The 23,424-nt window shown below is 61.0% G+C and carries 16 protein-coding genes and 1 other RNA gene; 6 read left to right on the forward strand and 11 right to left on the reverse strand.

The genetic code is table 11. From position 1 onward, the window contains the following. Positions 1 to 132 precede the first annotated feature (132 nt). The gene (fnr, locus tag JJN09_RS27100) at positions 133 to 867 is read left to right on the forward strand and encodes a fumarate/nitrate reduction transcriptional regulator Fnr (RefSeq protein WP_007951654.1); all 735 of its coding nucleotides are present in this window, start codon (positions 133 to 135) and stop codon (positions 865 to 867) included. Positions 868 to 945: 78 nt separating this feature from the next. After that, on the forward strand, positions 946 to 1,494 hold the full coding sequence (locus tag JJN09_RS27105; RefSeq protein WP_249484511.1) for an adenine phosphoribosyltransferase: 549 nt from the start codon (positions 946 to 948) through the stop codon (positions 1,492 to 1,494). A gap of 147 nt (positions 1,495 to 1,641) precedes the next feature. On the opposite strand, the gene JJN09_RS27110 is transcribed toward JJN09_RS27105, so the two are convergent. Both JJN09_RS27110 and recR read right to left on the reverse strand, forming a co-directional pair. Next, a complete protein-coding gene (locus tag JJN09_RS27110; RefSeq protein ID WP_249484513.1) occupies positions 1,642 to 2,790 on the reverse strand; it encodes an acyl-CoA dehydrogenase family protein in 1,149 nt (382 codons plus the stop codon). A 209-nt stretch (positions 2,791 to 2,999) separates the two neighbouring features. After that, positions 3,000 to 3,602: a recombination mediator RecR gene (recR, locus tag JJN09_RS27115; protein WP_249484514.1), complete on the reverse strand. Its 603-nt coding sequence runs from the start codon at positions 3,600 to 3,602 to the stop codon at positions 3,000 to 3,002. 143 nt (positions 3,603 to 3,745) lie between these two features. Between recR and JJN09_RS27120 the strand changes: the two genes are divergently transcribed. After that, on the forward strand, positions 3,746 to 4,321 hold the full coding sequence (locus JJN09_RS27120; RefSeq protein ID WP_249484515.1) for a YopT-type cysteine protease domain-containing protein: 576 nt from the start codon (positions 3,746 to 3,748) through the stop codon (positions 4,319 to 4,321). 106 nt (positions 4,322 to 4,427) lie between these two features. Here the strand turns inward: JJN09_RS27120 and JJN09_RS27125 are convergent, their stop codons facing one another. Then, positions 4,428 to 4,766, reverse strand: a complete 339-nt coding sequence (locus tag JJN09_RS27125) for a YbaB/EbfC family nucleoid-associated protein (RefSeq protein ID WP_249484516.1) — start codon at positions 4,764 to 4,766, stop codon at positions 4,428 to 4,430. A 67-nt stretch (positions 4,767 to 4,833) separates the two neighbouring features. Beyond that, positions 4,834 to 6,918: a DNA polymerase III subunit gamma/tau gene (gene dnaX, locus JJN09_RS27130; protein WP_249484517.1), complete on the reverse strand. Its 2,085-nt coding sequence runs from the start codon at positions 6,916 to 6,918 to the stop codon at positions 4,834 to 4,836. Positions 6,919 to 7,063: 145 nt separating this feature from the next. On the opposite strand from dnaX, the gene JJN09_RS27135 reads away from it, so the two are divergent. After that, complete coding sequence (locus JJN09_RS27135) at positions 7,064 to 7,813, forward strand: ABC transporter substrate-binding protein (protein WP_249484518.1); 750 nt, start codon at positions 7,064 to 7,066, stop codon at positions 7,811 to 7,813. Positions 7,814 to 7,830: 17 nt separating this feature from the next. Here JJN09_RS27135 and JJN09_RS27140 read toward each other — a convergent pair whose 3' ends face one another. From JJN09_RS27140 to JJN09_RS27170, 7 genes are all read right to left on the reverse strand, one after another. Next, positions 7,831 to 9,786 (reverse strand): hypothetical protein, encoded by a 1,956-nt coding sequence (locus JJN09_RS27140; protein ID WP_249484520.1) that lies wholly within the window; start codon positions 9,784 to 9,786, stop codon positions 7,831 to 7,833. Between the two features lie 243 nt (positions 9,787 to 10,029). Further along, positions 10,030 to 10,126: signal recognition particle sRNA small type (ffs, locus tag JJN09_RS27145), an RNA gene on the reverse strand. Positions 10,127 to 10,237: 111 nt separating this feature from the next. Then, on the reverse strand, positions 10,238 to 11,404 hold the full coding sequence (locus JJN09_RS27150; RefSeq protein ID WP_249484522.1) for a putative zinc-binding metallopeptidase: 1,167 nt from the start codon (positions 11,402 to 11,404) through the stop codon (positions 10,238 to 10,240). A 68-nt stretch (positions 11,405 to 11,472) separates the two neighbouring features. Then, a complete protein-coding gene (ligA, locus tag JJN09_RS27155) occupies positions 11,473 to 13,830 on the reverse strand; it encodes an NAD-dependent DNA ligase LigA (protein WP_249484523.1) in 2,358 nt (785 codons plus the stop codon). Positions 13,831 to 13,916: 86 nt separating this feature from the next. Then, positions 13,917 to 14,783: a cell division protein ZipA gene (gene zipA, locus JJN09_RS27160; RefSeq protein WP_249484526.1), complete on the reverse strand. Its 867-nt coding sequence runs from the start codon at positions 14,781 to 14,783 to the stop codon at positions 13,917 to 13,919. Positions 14,784 to 15,042: 259 nt separating this feature from the next. Continuing rightward, positions 15,043 to 18,531 (reverse strand): chromosome segregation protein SMC, encoded by a 3,489-nt coding sequence (gene smc, locus JJN09_RS27165; RefSeq protein ID WP_249484527.1) that lies wholly within the window; start codon positions 18,529 to 18,531, stop codon positions 15,043 to 15,045. A 2-nt stretch (positions 18,532 to 18,533) separates the two neighbouring features. Next, positions 18,534 to 19,193, reverse strand: coding sequence for a GntR family transcriptional regulator (locus tag JJN09_RS27170; protein WP_096822502.1), 660 nt, complete (start codon positions 19,191 to 19,193; stop codon positions 18,534 to 18,536). Positions 19,194 to 19,459: 266 nt separating this feature from the next. Between JJN09_RS27170 and xdhA the strand changes: the two genes are divergently transcribed. After that, on the forward strand, positions 19,460 to 20,914 hold the full coding sequence (gene xdhA, locus JJN09_RS27175) for a xanthine dehydrogenase small subunit (protein ID WP_249484528.1): 1,455 nt from the start codon (positions 19,460 to 19,462) through the stop codon (positions 20,912 to 20,914). After that, positions 20,907 to 23,306, forward strand: a complete 2,400-nt coding sequence (gene xdhB, locus JJN09_RS27180; protein WP_249484530.1) for a xanthine dehydrogenase molybdopterin binding subunit — start codon at positions 20,907 to 20,909, stop codon at positions 23,304 to 23,306. Before xdhA ends, xdhB begins: the two co-directional genes overlap by 8 nt. Positions 23,307 to 23,424 lie beyond the last annotated feature (118 nt).

Genomic DNA, 23,424 nt, shown 5'->3' on the forward strand with positions numbered 1-23,424 from the left:
CAGATACCTGTTTATCGGCCGTCATCCCTGCGGCTTTATGCCGTGGGGGCAATCTCGCCACAGGCTGGCCTGAATGTCCTCCCCTGGGTTACCCTTACGCCTTATGTGTGTTTTCCCACAAGGATTTAAGAAATGTCCGAGCCAGTTAAACTGCGCGCTCACAACCAGGCTAATTGCAAGGATTGCAGCCTGGCCCCTCTCTGCCTGCCACTTTCGCTGAATCTGGAAGACATGGATGCGCTGGACGAAATCGTTAAACGTGGCCGCCCGTTGAAAAAGGGTGAGTTCCTGTTCCGCCAGGGCGACACCTTCGATTCCGTTTATGCAGTACGCTCCGGCGCCCTGAAGACCTTCAGCCTGAGCGATACCGGCGAAGAACAACTGACCGGTTTCCACCTGCCGAGCGAACTGGTGGGCCTGTCCGGCATGGACACCGAGAAACACCCGGTTTCCGCCCAGGCCCTGGAAACCACCTCGGTCTGCGAGATTCCGTTTGAACGCCTCGACGAACTGGCCCTGCAATTGCCGCAGCTGCGCCGTCAGTTGATGCGCGTCATGAGCCGGGAAATCCGTGACGACCAGCAAATGATGTTGCTGCTGTCGAAGAAAACCGCCGACGAGCGCATCGCCACGTTCCTGGTCAACCTGTCGGCGCGTTTCCGCGCTCGCGGGTTCTCGGCCAACCAGTTCCGCCTGAGCATGTCGCGCAATGAAATCGGCAACTATCTGGGGCTGGCGGTGGAAACCGTGTCCCGGGTCTTCACCCGCTTCCAGCAGAACGAACTGATCGCCGCCGAAGGCAAGGAAATCCACATCCTCGACCCGATCCAGCTCTGCGCTCTGGCCGGCGGCTCGCTCGAAGTCTGATCTCGACCCGCGGCCGAGCGTATCGTTTCAGCCGCGGGTATACTGCGCCGTTTGCAGCCCTGCCAGGACACCTCGACGATGGTCTTCGACTCCTTCGACATCAAATCCCTGATCCGCCCCGTGATCGATTTCCCGAAACCGGGCGTGATCTTTCGCGACATTACCCCGCTGTTCCAGTCGCCCAACGCCCTGCGCCTGGTGATGGACAGCTTCGCCCAGCGCTATGTGGAAGCCGACTTCACCCACATCGGCGCGATGGATGCGCGGGGCTTCCTGATCGGTTCGGTGCTGGCGTATCAGTTAAACAAGCCTCTGGTGCTGTTCCGCAAGCAAGGCAAACTGCCGGCGGACGTGCTGGCCGAAGGTTATGCGACCGAGTACGGCGAAGCGTTCCTCGAAGTGCACGCCGACAGCCTGTGTGAAGGCGATTCGGTGGTGATGTTCGATGACCTGATCGCCACCGGCGGCACGCTGATCGCGGCGGCCAACCTGATCCGCCGCATGGGCGCCCGTGTTCATGAAGCGGCGGCGATCATCGACCTGCCGGAGCTGGGTGGTTCGCAGCGTCTTGAGGACATGGGCATTCCTACGTTCTGCCTGACGCAGTTTGCGTTGACTGATAAATAAGCGGCGCCTGTACTGGCCTCATCGCTGGCAAGCCAGCTCCCACAGTAATTGTGTCGAGTACAGAATCTGTGAACGCCACCGAACCTATGGGAGCTGCGGTGCGACGATTCGACTTGCCAGCGATGGGGCCAGCCGCAACACCGAGGATTACAGCCCCATCTGCTTACTGATGATCTCGTTCATCACTTCCCGCGTCCCGCCGCCAATCGACAAGATGCGGTTATCCCGATACAGCCGCTCCACCAGGCTTTCGCGCATATAACCCAGCCCGCCAAGAATCTGTACAGCTTCGTTGGTAATGCGGTCCGAGGTGTCCGTGGCGAAGTTCTTGGCCATGGAGATTTCCTTGATCACGCTCTGCCCCGCCGCCATCTTCGCTGCCTGCCGGTAGGTGAACTCCCGTGAGACTTCCAGCGCCGTGGCCATTTCCGCGAGGCGATGCTTGATCACCTGGAACTTGCCGATGGGTTTGCCGAACGCCTGCCGCTCCTTCGCCCATTTCAGGCTCTCTTCCAGCGCCAGTTGCGCGGTCATGTTGGCCATTAGCGCCAAAGCCAGCCGCTCGCTCTGAAAGTTGCCCATGATGCAGGCAAACCCCATGTTCTCCGCGCCGATCAGGTTTCCCACAGGCACCCGGCAATCGTCGAAGAACAATTCAGCCGTGTCCGACGCCCACCAGCCCATTTTCTTCAGCTGCCGACCGACGGTAAAACCGGACGTGCCCTTCTCGATCAACAGCAGGCTGATGCCGCCAAAACCGGGCGCACCGGTACGCACCGCAACGGTGTAGTAATCCGCGCGTACGCCACTGGTGATGAAGGTTTTGCTGCCGCTGACCCGATAGTGATCGCCATCGCGTACGGCGCGGGTCTGCAGGTTGGCGACGTCGGAGCCGCCGCCCGGCTCGGTCACCGCCAGCGCGCTGATTTTCTCGCCGCTGAGCACTTGGGGGACGACGCGGTCGCGGACTTCGGGCCGGGCCCATTTGACGATGGGCGGCAGACCGATATCCAGCGAACCAAGCCCAGCCACCAAACCACCAGAACCACAACGCATGAGTTCTTCGCTGGCGGCGATCTTGGCGAACAGATCACCTTCGTGACTGCCGCCCAGCGCTTCGGGATAACCGATGCCGAGGATGCCGGCCGCACCGGCCTTGAGGTACAGCTCACGGGGGAAGCTTTCGGCTTCTTCCCACGCATCGATGTCCGGCAGAATTTCGCGTTCGACGAAACGTCTGACGCTGTCGCGGACCATTTGGTGGCTGGAGTCGAAGTATTCCTGGAAGGCGGGCATCGGCGAACTCCACGGAAGGGTTCGCCGACGTTAACCGAGCGCTTGCTTGGTTTTCAACAGGATTGTGTTATTCAGTCAGACCGAGGCGTCACCATCGCTGGCAAGCCAGCTCCCACAATGAACTTTGTCGATCACAAAACATTGTGAACAACGCCGTCCCTGTGGGAGCTGGCTTGCCAGCCATGGGGCCAGAACAGTCAAAGTAAAATTCAGAGGGGAATCGGCTTGCGTCCGGCAAACGAGTGAGCCAGCGTGCCGCCGTCCACCAGTTCCAGTTCGCCACCCAACGGTACGCCGTGAGCGATGCGCGAGGCGATCAGACCTTTGTTGTTGAGCAATTGCGCGATGTAGTGCGCCGTCGCTTCACCTTCCACGGTCGGGTTGGTGGCGAGGATAACTTCGGTGAAGGTGCCCGCCTCTTCGATCCGTGTCATCAACTGCGGAATGCCGATGGCCTCCGGGCCGAGCCCGTCCAGCGGCGACAAATGCCCCTTGAGCACGAAATAGCGACCCCGGAATCCGGTCTGCTCGACCGCATAGACATCCATCGGACCTTCCACCACGCACAGCAACGTGTCATCACGGCGTGTGTCGGCGCATTGCGGGCACAGATCGTCTTCGGTCAGCGTGCGACACTGACGGCAGTGTCCAACCCCCTCCATGGCCTGGCTCAAGGCCTGGGCCAGGCGCGTGCCGCCGCTGCGGTCACGCTCGAGCAGTTGCAACGCCATACGCTGGGCAGTTTTCTGACCCACACCCGGCAGAATTCGCAGGGCGTCGATCAATTGGCGAATCAAAGGGCTGAAGCTCATGGGGAAAAAGTCCGACAAAACAACGAGACGCGGTTTATACCCGCGCCTCCGGACAGCGTCAAATCCTCAGTCCCCGATGCCTGTCGCCCTCAAGGATTCGGGTCTATCGTCAAAGCTTTCCAGCCTTCATCCCGGAGCCGAAAATGCCGCTATCCCAGGAAGCTTTTGCGAGAGGAACTCAGAACATCGGCGCGCACTTCGTTGAGTTCGACCAATCACAACTGGAGAATCGGGCGTACATGGCACGTGGAGTGTGCCGATCACTCAGCATCGTCTGGATCAGAAACCAGAAGCTTAGAAGCCAGAATCAACCCCGCCCCGCCTGGGAAGGTCCGAACGGGCAGATGGAGGAAGTCAGTTGGCTGGCCGAACAACAACACGCCGGCAAAACCCTGGAGATGACCGAAGCCTTTCTGCGCTCATTCGGATTGCGACCCAATGGCATGACCTTCTTTCCACAACAGTTCGATAACGCCAAGTTCTGGTTCTTCCTGAAAGCACTCCCCGGCTACTACCTGGTCGGACGTGATGATCCCGGCCTGGGGCCCGGGCACGAGGTTGCAATCCGAACTGACGGCAACATCAAGCTGTTTGATCCCAACTACGGTGAAGTGACATTTGCCGACGTGGACGACCTGCAAACCTTTTTCACCCAATATTGGCCACGAGCCTATCCGGAGCTTGCCAACGGCGGCGGAAGCATCTTCCGCTATGTCTGAATCGAATCGTCCTCCGTCGATTTGAAACAGCCTTTCAATGGAGTCGCCCACAAAAAAGCCAGGCAAGCGCCTGGCTTTTTTGCTCCATCCAAAACGCAACAGCGAATCAGAACGGCAGTTTCATACCGGCCGGCAGGTTCATGCCAGCAGTCATGCTGCCCATTTTCGACTGGCTGTTGGCTTCGATCTGACGCACGGCGGCGTTGACGGCAGCGGCAACCAGATCTTCGACCACTTCACGGTCATCTTCGTCCAGGCCCGGCAGTACGCTCGGATCGATGCTGACTTTTTTCACGTCATGACGACCGGTCATCACCACAGTGACCAGATCGCCGCCGGCCTTGCCGGTGACTTCTGCGTTGGCCAGCTCTTCCTGCATCTTGGCCATTTTTTCCTGCATCTGCTGTGCCTGCTTCATCAGGCCGGCCATGCCACCTTTCATCATGGTAATCACCTCAAAAGTACTTGGATCAATACAGCGCCCGGCGATTTGCGCCGAACGCTTTCAGTTATTAGCCCTGACTGACCAGGGCGTCGACAGGTTCAATAGTATCGTGTCGCACGACCGCACCGAACTGCTGGACCATCTGCTGGATGAACGGATCGCCGTGGATCGACTCCTCCGCCTCGCGCTGACGGTTGGCACGGCGCCGGGAGGCGGCCTGGGCCGGGGTTTCCTGCTCGGGCTTGATCAGCTCCATGCTCAGGTTCAGCGTGCGACCGTGGTACTGGTTCAAGGCATCGTTCAGACGACGTTGCTGAGTGGCGTTGAACAAGGCGCTGTGGGCCGGGTCCAGGTGCATCAGCCAGTTGTCGCCATCGACCGCGATCAGCGTGCAGTTAGCAGCGATGCTGCCGGTCATGCCGGAGATCGGCAGTTTCGGGAACAGCTCCAGCCATTGCAGGGCCAGACCGGTGGCCGGCGCGGCGGCGGGTTCCGGCTCGGGCTCCGGGACCGGATCGGCCGCGTGTTCGCTGGCCAGATCGTCGAGGTAACTGTAGGCCGAATCCATGTCCGGCTCGATGTAGTCCTCGTCGAGGGGTGGCTCGTCGTCCATGTCCATGCCCGGCGTGGCGGCATCGACCTCGGCCACCGACGGTTCGGGGATCGGCGCCGCGGCCCACTCTGGTGCGTCCGGCACGACGCTGTCCGGGGTCGGCAGCGGCATTGGCGGCAAGTCAGGCTGCTCGGCGGTTGTTTCCAGCACCGGCTCGACCGCTGGCTGCTGCACAGGTGCCGGTTCTACCGGGTCATTCCAGGGCAGATCGACGACTTCCTCAACGGCGACCGGTTCTGGTTCCGGCTCAGGCACGGGTTCAGGCGCAATCACCGGGGCAACCGGTGCGGGCTCGGGTACAGGCTCTGGCGCAGGTGCAACCACCGGAGCCGGCGCAACAGCCGCAGCAACTACCGCCGCAGGTTTCGGCGCGGCAGCCACTGAGTTTGCGGAATCAACTGTGGCCTGGCTGATCCCCACTGGCTTTAGCGGTTGCCTCGGGGCGTCCGCCGTGTCCGCCGGCCGGAAAGCCAGCATCCGCAGCAGGACCATTTCGAAACCGCCACGCGGATCCGGTGCCAGCGGCAAGTCGCGACGACCGATCAGCCCCATCTGGTAATAGAACTGCACGTCTTCGGCCGGCAAGGCCTGGGCCAGTGCCAACACCCGGTCACGGTCGCCGTGGCCGTTGTCGACACCTTCCGGCAAGGCCTGGGCGATGGCGACGCGGTGCAGCACGTTGAGAATTTCCGAGAGCACGCCGTTCCAGTCCGGCCCTTGTTCGGCCAGATGACGCACGGCTTCGAGCAACGCCTTGGCGTCCCCTTCGATCAGCGCGTGCAGCACGTCATAGACCTGGCCGTGATCCAGCGTACCGAGCATCGCCCGCACATCGGCGGCCAACACCTTGCCTTCACCGAAGGCGATGGCCTGATCGGTCAGGCTCATGGCGTCGCGCATCGAACCGTCGGCCGCGCGGCCGAGCAGCCACAGGGCGTCGTCTTCGAACGGCACGTTTTCGGCGCCGAGAACGTGGGTCAGATGCTCGACCACCCGCTCAGGCGTCATGTTCTTCAGGGAGAATTGCAGGCATCGCGACAAAATCGTTGCCGGAAGTTTCTGCGGATCGGTGGTCGCCAAGATGAACTTGACGTAGGGCGGCGGCTCTTCGAGGGTTTTCAGCAGCGCATTGAAGGAATGGCTGGAGAGCATGTGCACTTCGTCGATCAGGTAGACCTTGAAGCGACCGCGGCTCGGGGCGTACTGCACGTTGTCGAGCAGCTCGCGGGTGTCCTCGACCTTAGTCCGGCTCGCGGCGTCGATCTCGATCAGGTCGACAAAGCGCCCTTCATCGATCTCGCGGCACACCGAACACTCGCCGCACGGGCTGGAAGTGATACCTGTTTCACAGTTCAGGCATTTGGCGATGATCCGCGCAATCGTGGTCTTGCCGACCCCCCGCGTACCAGTGAACAGGTAGGCGTGGTGCAGCCGCTGGCTGTCCAAGGCATTGATCAGAGCCTTGAGCACATGGGTCTGGCCGACCATTTCGCGGAACGAGCGCGGACGCCATTTACGTGCAAGAACCTGATAACTCATCGAAAACCGTCGCGGCAAAGGAAGCAGAAGCGGCTAATGCTAGCGGAGCAAGGGCAAAATTGCATCCGGCGCGCTCTTCTATTCTGGCTAAGCTGCATGAGCGAGGGCTTTTGTCGGCTCGGGATCGGGAATTACCGGAGCGTTTATGCGGTGGGCCGTGGGGGCATTACTGGGATTGAGCCTGAGCGCGATGGCGTCGCAACCGCCGCTGCGCTTCGTCGTTGCTGACAGCTGGGCGATGCCGATGGTGCAGATCGAACGCGGCCGCCCGACCCAGGGCATCCTCTACGACGTGATGCTCAGCCTGGCGACCCAGGTCGGCGTGCCGGCACAATTTCACGTCCTGCCCCGCACCAGGGTGCAGAACGCCATGGAACACGGCGAAGTCGACGTGCGCTGCTATGCCGCCCAATCGTGGCTGCCGAACCTGTCCGGGGATTACATCTGGAGCATTCCGCTGTTCTTCCAGCGCGACCTGCTGATCAGCCGTCAGGATCAACCGCCCAACGTCGATCCGACCCAACTGCCCCGCCAGTCGATCGGCACCGTGCTCGGCTACAGCTACCCCACGCTGCAACCGCTGTTTGACGCCGACCGGTTATGGCGCGAAGACGCACGCAACCAGGAACAGGTCCTGGACAAGCTGCTGGCCGGCCGTTACCGCTACGCCGTGAGCAATCAATGGACGCTGGACTGGTTCAACCAGCGCCTGTTGCCGGGGCAACAACTGCAGGGAGTGGCGGTGTTGCAGGAGCAGCAGGTCGGTTGCTACGTCCGCAACGACCCGGACGTGCCGGTGCAGCGAATATTGAGGACGTTGCTGCGGATGAAAATGTCGGGGGAGATTGATGACATTATCCGGTTGTATACCGGTGCCCCAGAAAGCGCGCCATAACCCCGTGAATCGCTCGATCAGTGACCCGCCGTATCGCGAAATTTCTGGTACTCGTGATACTCGACCCAGGCAACCACATCGTACGGCACGTAAAGCTTCAGCCTGGCGCGGGAAATGGCGATGTACACGGCGCAGATCCGCTGATCGAACGCGTAGGCATCCTTGAATTTCTCGTTGGTCAGCAGGCCGGGAGTCAGCAGCACCTTGTCGAACTCCATGCCCCCCGCCTCTTCCGCCAGCATCAACATGCAGCCGTTGCCAGTGTTGTCGATCATTCGGTTCAGGCGTGTCAGATCAGCAATCATGAAGCCGTTTTCCAGTTTGGCCTTGACCCGCAGAAACGACTCGTCGAACTGATTGGCATCGCACACGGCTTGCCAGTCAGGCAGGTCGCTGAAGTACGGATGCACGCCGTTTTCGCTGAATTCGGAGCGGTAGAAATCCGGTTTGAACAGTTCGATGGCGGTGGCCATGAAATGCTTCAGATCATCCTGAGTGCGCTTGTCCGGGAATCTGAACTTGCAGTTGGAATCGTGCAGATGAATGGCCCAGCTCATGGTGTCCCACGGCGATGCCGTCAGCACCACGCAACCTTCGGACGGCACGAAACCTTCCGGGTACTCCTTGATGACGACGTCAGCATCACTGGCGCCTTCGAACGGAATTTTGCCCTTCTGCGAGTGCCGGGCGATCAGCGGGTTGACCAGCCGTTCGACGTTGCGGCCCGAACGCACGGAATAGCTGATATCGCTTTGGCGAACCTCACGGTGGCGCTTGACCGGCACGCCGCTGGCCTGTTGGTACTCGTCGCCGAGGGTGATCAGTACCTGACGACCACGTTCGATGATCTGCAACAGCGAGCCGGGAATGTCCTGGCTCTCGTCGATCAGCACGTGGGTGTAGCGCGCCGGCACCACGCAACCGGCAATGCAGGCCCGCTTGATCATCAGTAGCGCTTCGAACCCGGTCTGGCTGCCCCACGCCGGGTTGAGCTCAAGGTAGCCCCACACCCGGCTCGAATACTCCAGCAACACCTGAGCGTCCACGCTGGAGAGCGGCTGGTTGAAATGCGGCAGATGCTTCGCGGAAAAAGTGTGATCGCGGAAACGGCAGTAGCGCTCGATCACCTTGAGGCAGAGTTCAAGGGTCGCTTGCCCGTCGTGGTGGCGGAAACCGAAGATATTCAGTTCCTGCGCCAGCGCCTGCCGACTGGGGATTCGAGCCCCCTCCGCCGCAGGTCTGCGACCGAGCATCAGCGACTGGGCAAACGCCAGGAAGGTCTTGCCGGCCTTCTTCTCGCTCGGCCCCACCATGCGCTGGCGAAGGACTTCGAGCTTGGCCGGGGTGCGCGCCAGCAACAGGGTCTTTTCCGGGCGTAGATGTTCCAGCAAGGCCACCAGCAGATGGCTTTTGCCGATACCCGCGTAGCCTTGAACGTGCAGGTCTTCGTCCAGATTGGCGCGGAAGGTTCTGACCAGTTTGTCCTGTGCCGGGCTCAACCAGCGCTCGCGTTGCCGGGGTGTCACTATCTGCTGACTGAACGGGTCATGGCTGCGATGGCGCCGAACCTTGTATTCGAAATCCCACTGTCCATCGGGTAACAAGTAGTCGCGTGCAGACACTTCTTCGGGCAGCAGAAAACGCAGGTTCAGTGGTTTGAGAACTTTCAGGCCGAAATACAATTTGCGCGGATCGAACAGCCGCTGCGCTTCGGACAGCAGGCCCGCCGTTGTTGACTGCCGCTTTTCGGCAGCCCAGCACAAGAGCTTGGCCAGAGTCTTCTCTGCCGCCACGGCGCCCAGATCCTGCTCCGTCGTTTGCACCAGATTCTGAATGACCAACACTGCCGCCAATTCCGGATCGGTCAGGCTTTCGAGGGCTTTGGCCCCACCTGCTTGCAACAGGTTCGCGCAGGTTTCATCCGTGACGGGCAAGAACACAGGGCTGGATAAATCGGAATGTTCCGGGAGCATAAAACCTCGCGGCCAGGGCACAAACCTTAAAAGGTCGATCCTGGCCAGACTCTTCATTTATTTCGGTTGTGGCGAGTATGCGGGATCGCAGGGGAAATGATTACCCTGTGTCGACGCCATCGCGAGCAGGCTCGCTCCCACAGGGTGCGCTGACTCGAACGACAAATCGCAGGCATAAAAAAACCGCAGTGGGCGAAACCCATGCAGTTCAGTTGACACGTGCGATGTTCGTTAAGGTGGTAACCCTACCAGCCACACCCCGGCACACAATGTTCCCGCTGTGGCTGCTGCCTTCCGGCTCTGACCAGGTTCACGGGTAATCGTTGCGGGGGGACCGATAGGGTCACCATAACGACACTCGCCTGTCGGCGAGCCGCGCCATTGTACCTATCTGAGACGAAGTTACAACCGCTGGTTGAAGATTAAAAATATGAGGGGCTTCAAGCACTTGCTATTGCGCCTGAAGCACCTCGTCCGCGCGGCCGCCCTCTTGCTGAATCACCAGATGAATGAAGTGCAGCTTGGCGATCGCCGCCGGCGGCAGCACGAAGGGATAGAAATCCGGCTGGCCCATGCTGCGCGACAGTTCGTTGAGCATGCCGGCCAACTCGATCCACGCGTTGACGAAGGACAGGAACGCCGCGCCGCCGGGATGTTCGGGGTCGTATAGCGTGCTCGACGGAAACGGCTGGTAATCCAGGTCCATTTCCCGGGCGCTCATGCCGAAGCCCAGCGCAGTGTCCACCGCGTCCATCATGTGCAGGTAATGCGCCCAGGTTTCCGCCCAGTCTTCCCACGGGTGCATGGTGGCGTAAGCACTGACGTAATGCTGCGACCAGTCTGCCGGTGCGCCCTGTTGATAATGCCGCTCCAGCGCTTCGGCATAACTGGCGCGTTCGTCGCCGAACAAGTTGCGAAACGAACCCAGCCAAGGGCCGTTGTCAATCAGGCGGTCCCAGTAGTAATGCCCGACCTCATGCCGAAAGTGCCCGAGCAATGTGCGATAGGGTTCGTGCATCTGCGCCCGGACCTGTTCGCGGTGGGCGTCGTCGGCTTCTGCGATATCGAGAGTGACCAGGCCGTTGGCGTGGCCGGTCATCGGCGCGTTGCCTTCCAGGTCGACACCAATGAAATCGAACGCCAGGCCGGTGTCTTCGTCGACGGTTTTCGGGATGACCGGCAGGCCGAGGCTGATCAGTTGCGCCACCAGTCGCCGCTTGGCAATTTCCACTTTGCGCCAGCGTTCGGGGTTTTCCGGGACGGACAGATCGGGAATGGTGCGATTCAGATCGCAGGCCGCACATAGCGTGTCGTGATCGTTGGCGGGCAGCAGCCAGTTGCAGGCCGCCGGAGTATCGAGGTTGGCGCATCGCCGGAACAGGCCGGCCTCGGGATCGGCATCCAGCGTCCAGGTGCCTTCAAACGGCCCCGGTTGCAGCGACGTCAGCCGACTGTGTTCCGGTTGATAACCCAGCGCCGCGTTGCAAGCCAGGCACTGACTGTTGCGAAAGAACAGCGACTGGCCGCAACGACACGGCCAGACTTTGCTGTTGCGCGAGGATTCGCCCATAAACGGCGCGACGATGCGGGAACTGAGCTGCTCGAAAAAGCGGTACATGGCGATCTCTCCCTGGGGCTTGCCAAGACTAGATCATTCCCGCGAGTTGATCGTTCCCGCGCATTGCGTCAGGCGGAAATACCGTGCCCTTTCAGGAACGCGATAAACGCCTCTTCGTCCATGACCTTCACGCCCAGCTCGTTGGCCTTGGTCAGTTTCGACCCGGCGCCCGGCCCCGCGACCACGCAGTGGGTCTTGGCCGACACCGAGCCGGCGACCTTGGCGCCGAGGCTTTCCAGGTGTTCCTTGGCGACGTCGCGGCTCATCAGCTCGACCTTGCCGGTCAGCACCCAGGTTTCCCCGGCCAGCGGCAGGCCTTCGACGACTTTCTTTTCGCTCTGCCAGTGCATGCCGAAATCACGCAGTTGCTTCTCGGCGTCTTCAGCCAGTTGACGATGCTCGGGCAAGGCGAAAAACTCGCGAACCGAGTTGGCCTGCTTCTCCGGCAATGCCTGGCGCATGTCCAGCCAGTCCGCTTTCATCACCCCTTCTAGCGATTCGAACTTGTCCGCCAGCTTCTGCGCCCCGCCCGGCCCGACCGAAGGAATGTGCAGCTTGTCGAGGAAGCCACCCAGCGTGGTGCTGGCGGCAAACTCGGCGCCCAGCTCGCCCTGATCCTGAATCTGCAAACCGTGGCCCAGCAGTTCGCTGATCACCTGCTGGTTGTGCGCATCTTCAAAGAAGCTGTGGATCTCGTGCGCCACTTCCAGGCCGATGTCCGGCAGGTACGTCAGCACTTGCGGCAAAGCTTGCTGGACGCGCTCAAGCGATCCCAGCGAACGTGCCAGCACCTTGGCCGTCTCTTCGCCAACATCCGGGATGCCCAGCGCATAAATGAACCGCGCCAGCCCCGGTTTCTTGCTGTCCTCGATGGCGGCCAGCAACTTGTTGCTCGACACCTCGGCAAAGCCTTCCAGGTCGACGATGTCGTCGAACTTCAGCGCGTAGAGATCGGCCGGCGAACTGACCAGACCTTCGTCGACCAGTTGCTCGACGCTCTTGTCACCAAGACCTTCGATGTCCATGGCCCGGCGGGAAACGAAGTGAATGATCGCCTGCTTGAGTTGCGCACCGCAGGCCAGTCGGCCGACGCAGCGATACACCGCGCCTTCGCTGATGGTTTCCTTGCCCTTGCTGCGCTTGACCAGTTGAGTGCGCTCGACGTGGGAGCCGCAGACAGGGCAGCTCTCGGGAATCTGCACCGGCCGCGCATCTTCCGGGCGACGCTCCATGACCACTTGCACCACTTGTGGAATCACATCGCCGGCGCGGCGAATGATCACCGTGTCGCCGATCATCAGGCCCAGCCGGGCGACTTCATCCATGTTGTGCAGCGTGGCATTGGCCACGGTGACGCCGGCAACCTTGACCGGCTTCAACCGCGCGACCGGGGTGACGGCACCGGTGCGGCCGACCTGAAATTCCACGTCGAGCAGCTCGGTGAGTTCTTCCATGGCCGGGAATTTGTGGGCGATGGCCCAGCGCGGTTCGCGGGCGCGAAAGCCCAGTTCGCGCTGGTCGGCAATGCTATTGACCTTGAACACCACGCCGTCGATTTCATAGGCCAGCGAGTTACGGCGCTCACCGATATCGCGGTAGTAATCCAGGCACTCGCCAATGCCTTTGGCCAGTTTCAATTCGTGGCTGATCGGCATGCCCCAGGCTTGCAGCTGCTTGAGGTTGCCGATGTGGGTGTCGGAAATATCGTGAGAGACCTGGCCGATGCCGTAGCAGCAGAATTCCAGCGGACGGTTGGCGGTGATCTTCGAATCCAGCTGACGCAGGCTACCGGCGGCGGCGTTGCGCGGGTTGGCGAAGGTCTTGCCGCCGACTTCCAGTTGCGAGGCGTTGAGACGCTCGAAACCAGCCTTGGACATGAACACTTCGCCGCGCACTTCCAGCGTTGCCGGCCAACCCGTGCCGTGCAGCTTCAGCGGGATGTTGCGCACAGTACGCACGTTGACGCTGATGTCTTCGCCGGTGGTGCCGTCGCCGCGCGTGGCGCCACGTACCAGCACGCCGTCCTGATACAACAGGCTGACCGCCAGGCCATCGAGTTTCGGCTCGCAGCTGTATTCCACCGCCGCGCCACCGCCGAACAGATCGCCGGCCGGCAGGTCCAGTCCTTCGGTCACCCGGCGGTCGAACTCGCGCATGTCGGTTTCTTCGAAGGCGTTGCCGAGGCTGAGCATCGGCACTTCGTGACGCACCTGGGTGAACGCCGTCAGCGCCACGCTGCCGACACGCTGGGTCGGCGAGTCGCTGGTGACGAGTTCCGGGTTGGCCGCTTCCAGCGCCTTGAGCTCGTGGAACAACCGATCGTACTCGGCATCCGGAATGCTCGGCTCATCGAGGACATGATAACGGTAGTTGTGCTGATCGAGTTCAGCACGCAGCTCTAGAATGCGGGTTTCGGCGGCAGTCATGGGTGTTCTCTCATAAAGCAAAAGAGCAGCCGAGGCTGCTCAATCTATTTGCCGATTGCCTCTTTATCGCGAGGCAACCTTTTCAATCAACGCTTCTGGGTCAGGGCGCGGCGTTCGAATTCGACGATGCGCTGACGGTAGTGCTCGATGGTCTGCGCGGTCAGGACGCTGCGCTGGTCATCTTTCAATTCGCCGTTCAGTTCCTGGGACAGCTTGCGGGCTGCCGCGACCATCACGTCAAAGGCCTGCTTCGGATGACGCGGACCTGGCAGACCGAGGAAGAAGCTCACCGCCGGGGTGCTGAAATGGTCGATGTCGTCCAGATCAAAGATGCCTGGCTTGACCGCGTTGGCCATGGAGAACAGCACTTCGCCGTTGCCAGCCATGCTTTCATGACGGTGGAAAATGTCCATCTCACCGAAACGCAAACCGCTTTCCAGAATGTTCTGCAACAGTGCCGGGCCTTTGAAACCGGCCGGGTCGCGGCAGATCACGCTGATGACCAATACTTCTTCAGCTTGCGGCTGATCTTTATCGGCCACTGCCGGCGACGACTTGGCAACAGGCTCGATGAAATCATCGTCACGGCTGCTGAAGCTCGGGCCGCCGTCCAGGTCCAGATCAAGGTTCAGGTCGCCCTGGGCCGGACCGTTGCTGCCGCGCTTGCCGCGCTTGGAACCGGATTCGCGAGGCTCGCGTGCTTCGCGGGCCGGCATGCTCACCGATGGCAGATCGTGTTCGTCCAGTTGCGGCTCTTTATGGTTGTCCAGTACGCGGGCCGGGCCCAACAGCTCAGCGCTGGTGTCCTCGTCCGGCAGGTTGGACAGACTTCGGTCAAGACGGAATTTCAGTTTTCCCTTGCCGCCGCGCATACGGCGCCAGCCATCGAAAAGAATACCGGCTATCACAATGATGCCGATGACGATCAGCCACTCGCGCAGACCGATTTCCATGTAATCCCGTGCCTCTATAAAAAATGCTGAAAAATAAGGGGTTTACACTGTGCAAACCGCTTTAAAACGTGGCGCCAACTCTATGTTCTGACAGGCGTTTTGCCCACGTATACGAAAAATTGACATTAAACTAGCACGACCAAAGACAACTTTACACCGTCTGTCTCATTGGCTTGCGCGATTATGTCGATTGGCCAGCAAGTCGAAGCCGGTAAATATGTCCTACAGACTACAAATACCTTTCCGACACCGCGCCGGCTCAGGCATCCACCATCGCCATCGCCTCCTCGACATCCACGGCTACCAGTCGCGAACAACCCGGCTCGTGCATCGTCACACCCATCAACTGCTCGGCCATTTCCATGGCGATCTTGTTGTGGGTGATATAGATGAACTGCACGGTCTGCGACATCTCTTTGACCAATCGTGCGTAGCGTCCAACGTTAGCGTCATCCAGTGGCGCGTCAACCTCATCGAGCATGCAGAACGGCGCCGGGTTCAACTTGAAGATCGCAAAAACCAGTGCCAATGCGGTCAGGGCTTTTTCGCCGCCGGAGAGCAAATGGATGGTGCTGTTCTTCTTTCCGGGCGGCTGCGCCATGATCGTCACCCCTGTATCGAGTAGATCTTCGCCCGTCAGTTCCAAATACGCGCGCCCGCCACCGAAAACTTTCGGGAAAAGCGCCTGTAAACCGCCATTGATCTGATCAAAGGTATCTTTGAAACGGTTACGGGTTTCCTTGTCGATCTTGCGGATAACGTTTTCCAGGGTCTCCAGTGCTTCGACCAGATCGGCGTCCTGGGCATCCAGATAACGTTTACGCTCGGATTGTTGCGTGTATTCGTCGATCGCCGCGAGGTTGATCGCGCCCAGGCGCTGAATGCGCGCGGCGATGCGTTCAAGTTCTTCTTCGGCGGCCTTCTCGCTGGCCTCGGCGGTCAGGGTGTTGAGCACGCCGTGCAAATCGTAGCCGTCTTCCAGCAGTTGATCCTGCAGGGCCTTGCGGCGCACGGTCAGGGCCTGCCATTCCATGCGTTGCTGTTCGAGCTGGCCACGGATCAATTGCGATTGCTGCTCGGCTTGGGTACGGCGTTTTTCCGCGTCGCGCAATTCGCGATCGGCGTCTTCGAGGGCGATCTGCGCGGTCTTGAGTTCGTCGTCGACGCTCATGCGCTTGTCGAGCAACTCTTCGAGCTTGAGGCGCAGTTCTTCCAGCGGCGCTTCGCCCTCCTCCAGGTTCAGGCTGAGCTGTTCACGTTTTTCAGTGAGACGCTCGGCCTGCATCTCCAAGCGTTCCAGAGCCTGACGTGTCGAATCATGTTGCGCTCGTAGCGAACCCAGGCGTACGGCCAATTGATGGGCGTGATCCTTGTGCTGGCGGGCTTCCTGACGCACGCGGTCGAGGCGCTCGCGCAGGCTGTCACGCTGGGCCAGTAGCAACTCGCGCTGTTCGGTGTCGAGGGCCATGGCGTCGAGGGCGTCCTGCAACTGGATCCGCGCCTCGCCGATGTTTTCGTGCTCCAGCGCGCGCTGTTCGGCGAGCTCGACCAGCTCTTCATCGAGACGGGTGCGGCGCAGCGTCAATTGTTCGGCCTTGGCTTTGCCGGCGGACAGTTGAGCTTTCAATTCGCCCTGCTGACGGGCTTCGTCCTGCAGCAAACGACGCAGATGTTCGCGGCCGTTTTCCTGCTGACGCTGTTGCGCGCGCAGGGTTTGCAAACGGGTCTCCATGGCCTCGACCGTGGCTTCACGCTCTTCGCGTTCCGCATGCAGCGACTCGATTTCCTGCCCGCGTGCGAGCATGCCGCTTTCGGCTTCGCTGGCGCGACGTACCCGCAGGAAATGCCGGCCAACCCAGTAACCGTCGCGGCTGATCAGGCTCTGCCCGGCAGCCAGTTGGCCGCGCAGGGCCAGCGCCTGTTCAAGGCTGTCGACCGGTTTGACCTGAGCGAGCCAGGGCGACAAATCCACCTGCGCCTCGACCTTGTCCAGCAGGCTGCCGGCCACACGCACGCCGTCGTTGCCGGGGCTGAGCAAACGCAGATCGCCTTGGGCAAAACCGGACAGATCGAAGCCGTCGAAATCGTCCACAAGCACCGCTTGCAGGTCGGCACCCAGCACGGTTTCCACCGCCAGTTCCCAACCGGCCTCGACCTTCAGGCCTTCGGCCAGACGCGGACGCTCGGCGAGGTTGTGTTCTTTCAGCCATTCGGCGGTGCCGGTGCCCGGATCGAGCGCGGCCTGCTGCAAGGCTTCGAGGGAGGCGAGGCGACCATTGAGGCGCTGCAAATCGCCCTGCGCCTGCTGTTGCGCGGTGAGCGCCTGCTGCAATTCCTGGCGCAGTTGCTCGAGTTTTTCGACTTGAGCTTCTTCGCTGGTCTGCAAATCTTCAAGGGTGGCTTCGGACTCGGCGAGCTGTTCGCTGAGTTCCATGATCGCCGCGTCTTCCGGATCGGCCGAGAGCAGCGCCCGCTCTTCGCCCAGACGCTTTTGCCGATCGGCCAGACGCTCCATGCTGGTTTCCAGCTGCTGGATGCGCGACTGCTGCACTTCGGCCTGACGACGCGGTTCGGCGGCGGTCAGGTTGAAGGTGTCCCACTGCTCCTGCCAGCCGTGCATGACGGTTTCGGAATCTTCCAGCGCAGCGGCGGCTTCTTCGGCGGCGGCGTTGGTGATTTCCTGCTCGGGGGTCAGTTGATCGAGCTCTTCGCCGAGGGTCAGCAACAAGGTGCGGTCGTGGCCCAGGTGCGATTCGGTTTCGAGGCGCGCGCGCTCGGCTTCTTTCAGATCGTCCTGCAATTGGCGCAAGCGCTGCTGGCCGTGCTGGATGCTCTGCTCGACCCGGGCGATGTCACCGCCGACCGAATAGAAGCGCCCCTGCACCAGATTGAAGCGCTCGGACAGGTCATGGTGCCCGTCCCGCAGGCGTTCAATGGCGGCGTCGGCGTTGCGTTGTTCGGCGACCAGCGCTTCGAAGCTGATTTCCTGATTACCGATGATCGACTCGCGCTGGCCGACCTGATCGTTCAGATCCTGCCAGCGCAGGGCCGACAGTTGCGCCTTGAGCTGGCGCTCTTCAGCCTTGAATTCCTGATACTTCTTGGCGGCCTCGGCCTGGCGGTGCAAGCGTTCGAGCTGACGCTCGAGTTCTTCGCGCAGGTCGGTCAGACGGGCAAGGTTTTCGTGGGTGCGGCGGATACGGTTTTCCGTCTCGCGCCGGCGCTCCTTGTACTTGGAGATGCCTGCGGCTTCTTCGATGAAGTTGCGCAGGTCTTCCGGCTTGGACTCGATCAGCTTGGAGATCATCCCCTGCTCGATGATCGAGTAGCTGCGCGGCCCGAGGCCGGTGCCGAGGAAGATGTCGGTGATGTCGCGACGACGGCATTTGGCGCCGTTGAGGTAATAAGTCGTCTGGCTGTCGCGGGTCACTTTGCGGCGGATCGAAATTTCCGCGTACGCCGCCCACTCGCCCAGCAGCGTGCCGTCGGAGTTGTCGAACACCAGTTCGATGCTCGCCTGGCTCACCGGTTTGCGGCTGGTCGAGCCGTTGAAGATGACGTCGGTCATCGACTCGCCGCGCAGGTTTTTCGCCGAGCTTTCGCCCATCACCCAGCGCACGGCGTCGATGATGTTCGACTTGCCGCAACCGTTCGGCCCGACGACCGCCGCCATGTTGCTGGGGAAGTTCACCGTGGTCGGGTCGACGAAGGATTTGAACCCCGCCAGTTTGATGCACTTGAGCCGCAAGGTCAGGCAACCGTCAGGGCGGACACCACCAGATCGCAGCTGCGCTGGGCGTAAGCCGTCAGCACGATGCGGATCTGCGGCAGGTCACGGGCGAGGACGGCGGCCAGCAAGCGCTCGAACAGTTCGAGGAACTCGCTCATCTCGGCTTTGCGCTGTTCAAGCGCGAGGAAGTACGCACGGCTCATGGCCGGTTGCAGGTTTTCGACGGTTTCCTGCAGGTACGGGTTGTTGGCGAACGGGTACGCGGCGCGCATCACGTTGAAGCTGTCGTCGACGAAGGTGCGGATGTCCTGACGCTCGTAGCTGGCGCTCAGGCGCTGCTGGATCTGCACGAACGGCGCCATGTCGGCCTGGACTTGCCAGCCGTTAGCCACCGCGTTGCCGAGCAGGATGTACAGCTCGCTCATCAACGTGCACAGGCTCTGCACCTTGTGCGCCGTCAACTCGGTGACGTGGGCGCCGCGGCGCGGCAGGATCGCGATCAGATGACGGCGCTCGAGGATCAGCAAGGCTTCGCGGACCGAGCCGCGGCTGACGTTCAGCGCCAGCGTGACCTTCTGTTCCTGGATACGCTCTCCCGGCTTCATTTCGCCGCGAATGATCCGTTCGGCGAGGTGGTGAGCGATTTGCTCGGCGAGGCTGTCCGGCGCCTTGAACGTCATGGTTGTCCTTCAAACTCTTCGATCTGCACAAGCGGCGCAGTGTAGCGCAATGCGCGTTCATGGCGGAGTGCCCGCACAGCGGTTTTTGGCACGAATCCCGCAAAAAAGCAGTTGATCCAATGAGGGTCAATACTGAAGAGACACGTTGTCGAGCGACAAAATGGTTTTTCCTGACCTTTAAGTCAGAAAACCATTGACCGAAAAGTCAGACCTGCTAAATTCGGCTCAAGTCGCTTAACAACAATAATGAGTCTGCGAGGCCTTCCGTGATCCAGTTTTTACTCAACCAGGAACTCCGTAGCGAGCACGCCCTGGACCCGAACCTGACTGTGCTCAACTACCTGCGCGAACACGTGGGCAAATCCGGCACCAAAGAAGGCTGCGCCAGCGGTGACTGCGGCGCCTGTACGGTGGTGGTCGGCGAGTTGCAGACGGATGATGATGGCCGCGAACACATTCGCTATCGTAGCCTCAACTCGTGCCTGACGTTTGTTTCGTCGCTGCACGGCAAGCAATTGATCAGCGTCGAAGACCTCAAGCACCAGGGCGAACTGCACAGCGTGCAGAAAGCCATGGTCGAGTGTCACGGTTCGCAGTGCGGTTTCTGCACCCCCGGGTTCGTCATGTCGCTGTTCGCCCTGCAAAAGAACAGCGATGCACCGGATCATGCCAAGGCCCACGAAGCGCTGGCCGGCAACCTCTGCCGCTGCACCGGCTACCGACCTATCCTGGCTGCCGCCGAGCAATCCTGCTGCGGCAAGCAGCCGGACCAGTTCGACGCCCGTGAAGCGGAAACCATCGCCCGCCTCAAAGCCATTGCCCCGACATCGATCGGCGAACTGAACAGCGGCGACAAACGCTGCCTGGTGCCGCTGACCGTGGCCGACCTGGCCGATCTCTACGACGCTTATCCACAAGCACGACTGCTGGCCGGCGGCACCGATCTGGCGCTGGAAGTCACTCAGTTCCACCGCACCCTGCCGGTGATGATCTACGTCGGCAACGTCGCTGAAATGAAGCGCATCGAAACCTTCGAAGACCGTATCGAAATCGGCGCCGCCACCGCCCTCTCCGACTGCTACGAAGCATTGAATGCCGAGTACCCGGACTTCGGCGAGCTGCTGCACCGCTTCGCCTCCCTGCAAATTCGCAATCAGGGCACCCTGGGCGGCAACATCGGCAACGCCTCGCCCATTGGTGACTCGCCACCGCTGCTGATCGCCCTCGGCGCGCAAATCGTGCTGTGCAAGGGCGAAACCCGACGCACGCTGAATCTCGACGACTACTTCATCGATTACAAGGTGACTGCCCGCCAGGAAAGCGAGTTCATCGAGAAGATCATCGTGCCTCGCGCCAGCGCAGAGCAGTTGTTCCGCGCCTACAAGGTGTCCAAGCGACTGGACGACGATATCTCCGCCGTCTGCGCCGCCTTCAACCTGCGTGTGGAAAACGGCGTGATCACGGATGCCCGGATGGCCTTCGGCGGCATGGCCGCCATTCCGAAACGTGCGGCACATTGCGAAGCCGCACTGATTGGCCAACCCTTCAACAACGCTGTCGTCGAACGCGCCTGCGCCGCCCTCGCTGAAGACTTCACGCCGCTCTCGGACTTCCGCGCCAGCAAGGAATATCGCCTGCTCAGCGCGCAGAACCTGCTGCGCAAATACTTCATCGAACTGCAAACACCGCACATCGAGACTCGGGTGACCGCTTATGTCTAACCATCACGGCGTAGAGAAAACTCAAGCTGAACTGGCTGAATTGTTCGCCAAAGACCTGACCTCCGGCGTCGGCCGCAGCGTCAAGCACGACAGCGCCGCCAAGCATGTGTCCGGTGAAGCGCAGTACATCGATGACCGGCTCGAATTCCCGAACCAGTTGCACGTTTATGCACGGATGTCGGACCGCGCCCACGCGAAAATCATCAGCATCGACACCCAGCCCTGCTACGCCTTCGAAGGTGTGCGCATCGCCATCACCCACGAAGACGTGCCGGGCCTGAAAGACATCGGCCCGCTGCTGCCGGGCGATCCGCTGTTGGCCATCGATGACGTGCAGTTTGTCGGTCAACCGGTACTGGCCGTGGCCGCAAAAGATCTGGAAACCGCACGCAAGGCCGCCATGGCCGCGATCATCGAATACGAAGATCTGGAACCGGTGCTGGACGTGGTCGAAGCTCTGCGCAAACGCCACTTCGTGCTCGACAGCCACACTCATCAGCGTGGCGATTCGGCCAACGCCTTGGCTACCGCTGAACATCGCATCCAAGGCACGCTGCACATCGGCGGCCAGGAACACTTCTATCTGGAGACCCAGATCTCCTCGGTGATGCCGACCGAAGACGGCGGCATGATCGTTTATTGCTCGACGCAGAACCCCACCGAAGTGCAGAAACTGGTGGCCGAAGTCCTCGACGTCTCCATGAACAAAATCGTGGTCGATATGCGCCGCATGGGCGGTGGTTTCGGCGGTAAGGAAACCCAGGCCGCCAGCCCGGCGTGCCTGTGTGCGGTGATCGCGCACCTCACCGGCCAGCCGACCAAGATGCGTCTGCCACGGGTCGAAGACATGCTGATGACCGGCAAGCGCCACCCGTTCTACGTCGAGTACGACGTCGGCTTCGACAGCACCGGACGCCTGCACGGCATCGCGATGGATCTGGCCGGCAACTGCGGTTGCTCGCCTGACCTTTCGGCCTCGATTGTCGACCGCGCGATGTTCCACTCGGACAACTCGTACTACCTGGGTGACGCGACCATCAACGGTCACCGCTGCAAGACCAACACCGCGTCGAACACCGCGTACCGTGGTTTCGGCGGCCCGCAAGGGATGGTCGCGATCGAAGAAGTGATGGACGCCATCGCCCGTCACCTGAACCTCGATCCGCTGGCCGTGCGCAAGGCCAACTACTACGGCAAGACCGAGCGCAACGTCACCCATTACTACCAGACCGTCGAGCACAACATGCTCGAGGAAATGACTGCCGAACTGGAAGAAAGCAGCCAGTACGCCGAGCGCCGCGAAGCGATCCGTCGCTACAACGCCAACAGCCCGATCCTGAAAAAAGGCCTGGCGTTGACCCCGGTGAAATTTGGCATTTCCTTCACTGCCAGCTTCCTCAACCAGGCCGGTGCGTTGGTGCACGTCTACACCGACGGCAGCATCCACTTGAACCACGGCGGCACGGAAATGGGCCAAGGCCTGAACACCAAAGTCGCGCAAGTCGTGGCCGAAGTGTTCCAGGTGGAAATGGACCGTGTGCAGATCACCGCGACCAACACCGACAAGGTGCCGAACACCTCGCCGACGGCGGCGTCCAGCGGTGCCGACCTGAACGGTAAAGCCGCGCAGAACGCTGCCGAGATCATCAAGCAGCGCCTCGTTGAATTTGCCGCTCGCCACTTCAAGGTCAGCGAAGAGGATGTGGAATTCCACAACGGACACGTACGGGTTCGTGACCACATCCTGACCTTCGAGGCGTTGATCCAGCTGGCGTATTTCAATCAGGTGTCGCTGTCGAGCACCGGATTCTACAAGACCCCGAAAATCTACTACGACCGCAGCCAGGCCCGTGGCCGGCCGTTCTACTACTTCGCCTTCGGCGCGGCGTGCTGCGAAGTGATCGTCGACACCCTGACCGGCGAGTACAAGATGCTCCGTACCGACATCCTGCACGACGTCGGCGCCTCGCTGAACCCGGCCATCGATATCGGCCAGGTCGAGGGCGGTTTCGTTCAGGGCATGGGCTGGCTGACCATGGAAGAGCTGGTCTGGAACAACAAGGGCAAGCTGATGACCAACGGCCCGGCCAGCTACAAGATCCCGGCCGTGGCGGACATGCCGCTGGACCTGCGGGTGAAACTGGTGGAAAACCGCAAGAACCCGGAAGACACGGTGTTCCATTCCAAGGCTGTCGGTGAGCCGCCGTTCATGCTCGGCATCGCCGCGTGGTGTGCGATCAAGGATGCGGTGGCCAGCCTCGGCGACTACAGGCATCAGCCGAAGATCGACGCGCCGGCGACCCCGGAGCGAGTGTTGTGGGGTTGCGAGCAGATGCGTCAGCTCAAGGCGGTGAAAGCGGTTTCTACTGAAGCCGAGTTGGCTCCGCTTTAAGGACCGAGGCGCGGCCATCGCGGGCAAGCCCGCTCCCACAGGGTTTTGTGGTGAATACCGATATGCGTTACACCGCAAATCCTGTGGGAGCTGGCTTGCCAGCGATGGGGCCCGAACA

The organism is Pseudomonas sp. HS6, assembly GCF_023375815.1.
Taxonomy (GTDB): Bacteria; Pseudomonadota; Gammaproteobacteria; order Pseudomonadales; family Pseudomonadaceae; genus Aquipseudomonas.

Bases quoted from the DNA above. Each gene is read 5' to 3' on its own strand.
- fnr (WP_007951654.1), top strand. From the start codon at position 133: ATGTCCGAGCCAGTTAAACTGCGCGCTCACAACCAGGCTAATTGCAAG.
- JJN09_RS27105 (WP_249484511.1), top strand. From the start codon at position 946: ATGGTCTTCGACTCCTTCGACATCAAATCCCTGATCCGCCCCGTGATC.
- JJN09_RS27110 (WP_249484513.1), bottom strand. From the start codon at position 2,790: ATGCCCGCCTTCCAGGAATACTTCGACTCCAGCCACCAAATGGTCCGC.
- recR (WP_249484514.1), bottom strand. From the start codon at position 3,602: ATGAGCTTCAGCCCTTTGATTCGCCAATTGATCGACGCCCTGCGAATT.
- JJN09_RS27120 (WP_249484515.1), top strand. From the start codon at position 3,746: ATGCCGCTATCCCAGGAAGCTTTTGCGAGAGGAACTCAGAACATCGGC.
- JJN09_RS27125 (WP_249484516.1), bottom strand. From the start codon at position 4,766: ATGATGAAAGGTGGCATGGCCGGCCTGATGAAGCAGGCACAGCAGATG.
- dnaX (WP_249484517.1), bottom strand. From the start codon at position 6,918: ATGAGTTATCAGGTTCTTGCACGTAAATGGCGTCCGCGCTCGTTCCGC.
- JJN09_RS27135 (WP_249484518.1), top strand. From the start codon at position 7,064: ATGCGGTGGGCCGTGGGGGCATTACTGGGATTGAGCCTGAGCGCGATG.
- JJN09_RS27140 (WP_249484520.1), bottom strand. From the start codon at position 9,786: ATGCTCCCGGAACATTCCGATTTATCCAGCCCTGTGTTCTTGCCCGTC.
- JJN09_RS27150 (WP_249484522.1), bottom strand. From the start codon at position 11,404: ATGTACCGCTTTTTCGAGCAGCTCAGTTCCCGCATCGTCGCGCCGTTT.
- ligA (WP_249484523.1), bottom strand. From the start codon at position 13,830: ATGACTGCCGCCGAAACCCGCATTCTAGAGCTGCGTGCTGAACTCGAT.
- zipA (WP_249484526.1), bottom strand. From the start codon at position 14,783: ATGGAAATCGGTCTGCGCGAGTGGCTGATCGTCATCGGCATCATTGTG.
- JJN09_RS27170 (WP_096822502.1), bottom strand. From the start codon at position 19,193: ATGACGTTCAAGGCGCCGGACAGCCTCGCCGAGCAAATCGCTCACCAC.
- xdhB (WP_249484530.1), top strand. From the start codon at position 20,907: ATGTCTAACCATCACGGCGTAGAGAAAACTCAAGCTGAACTGGCTGAA.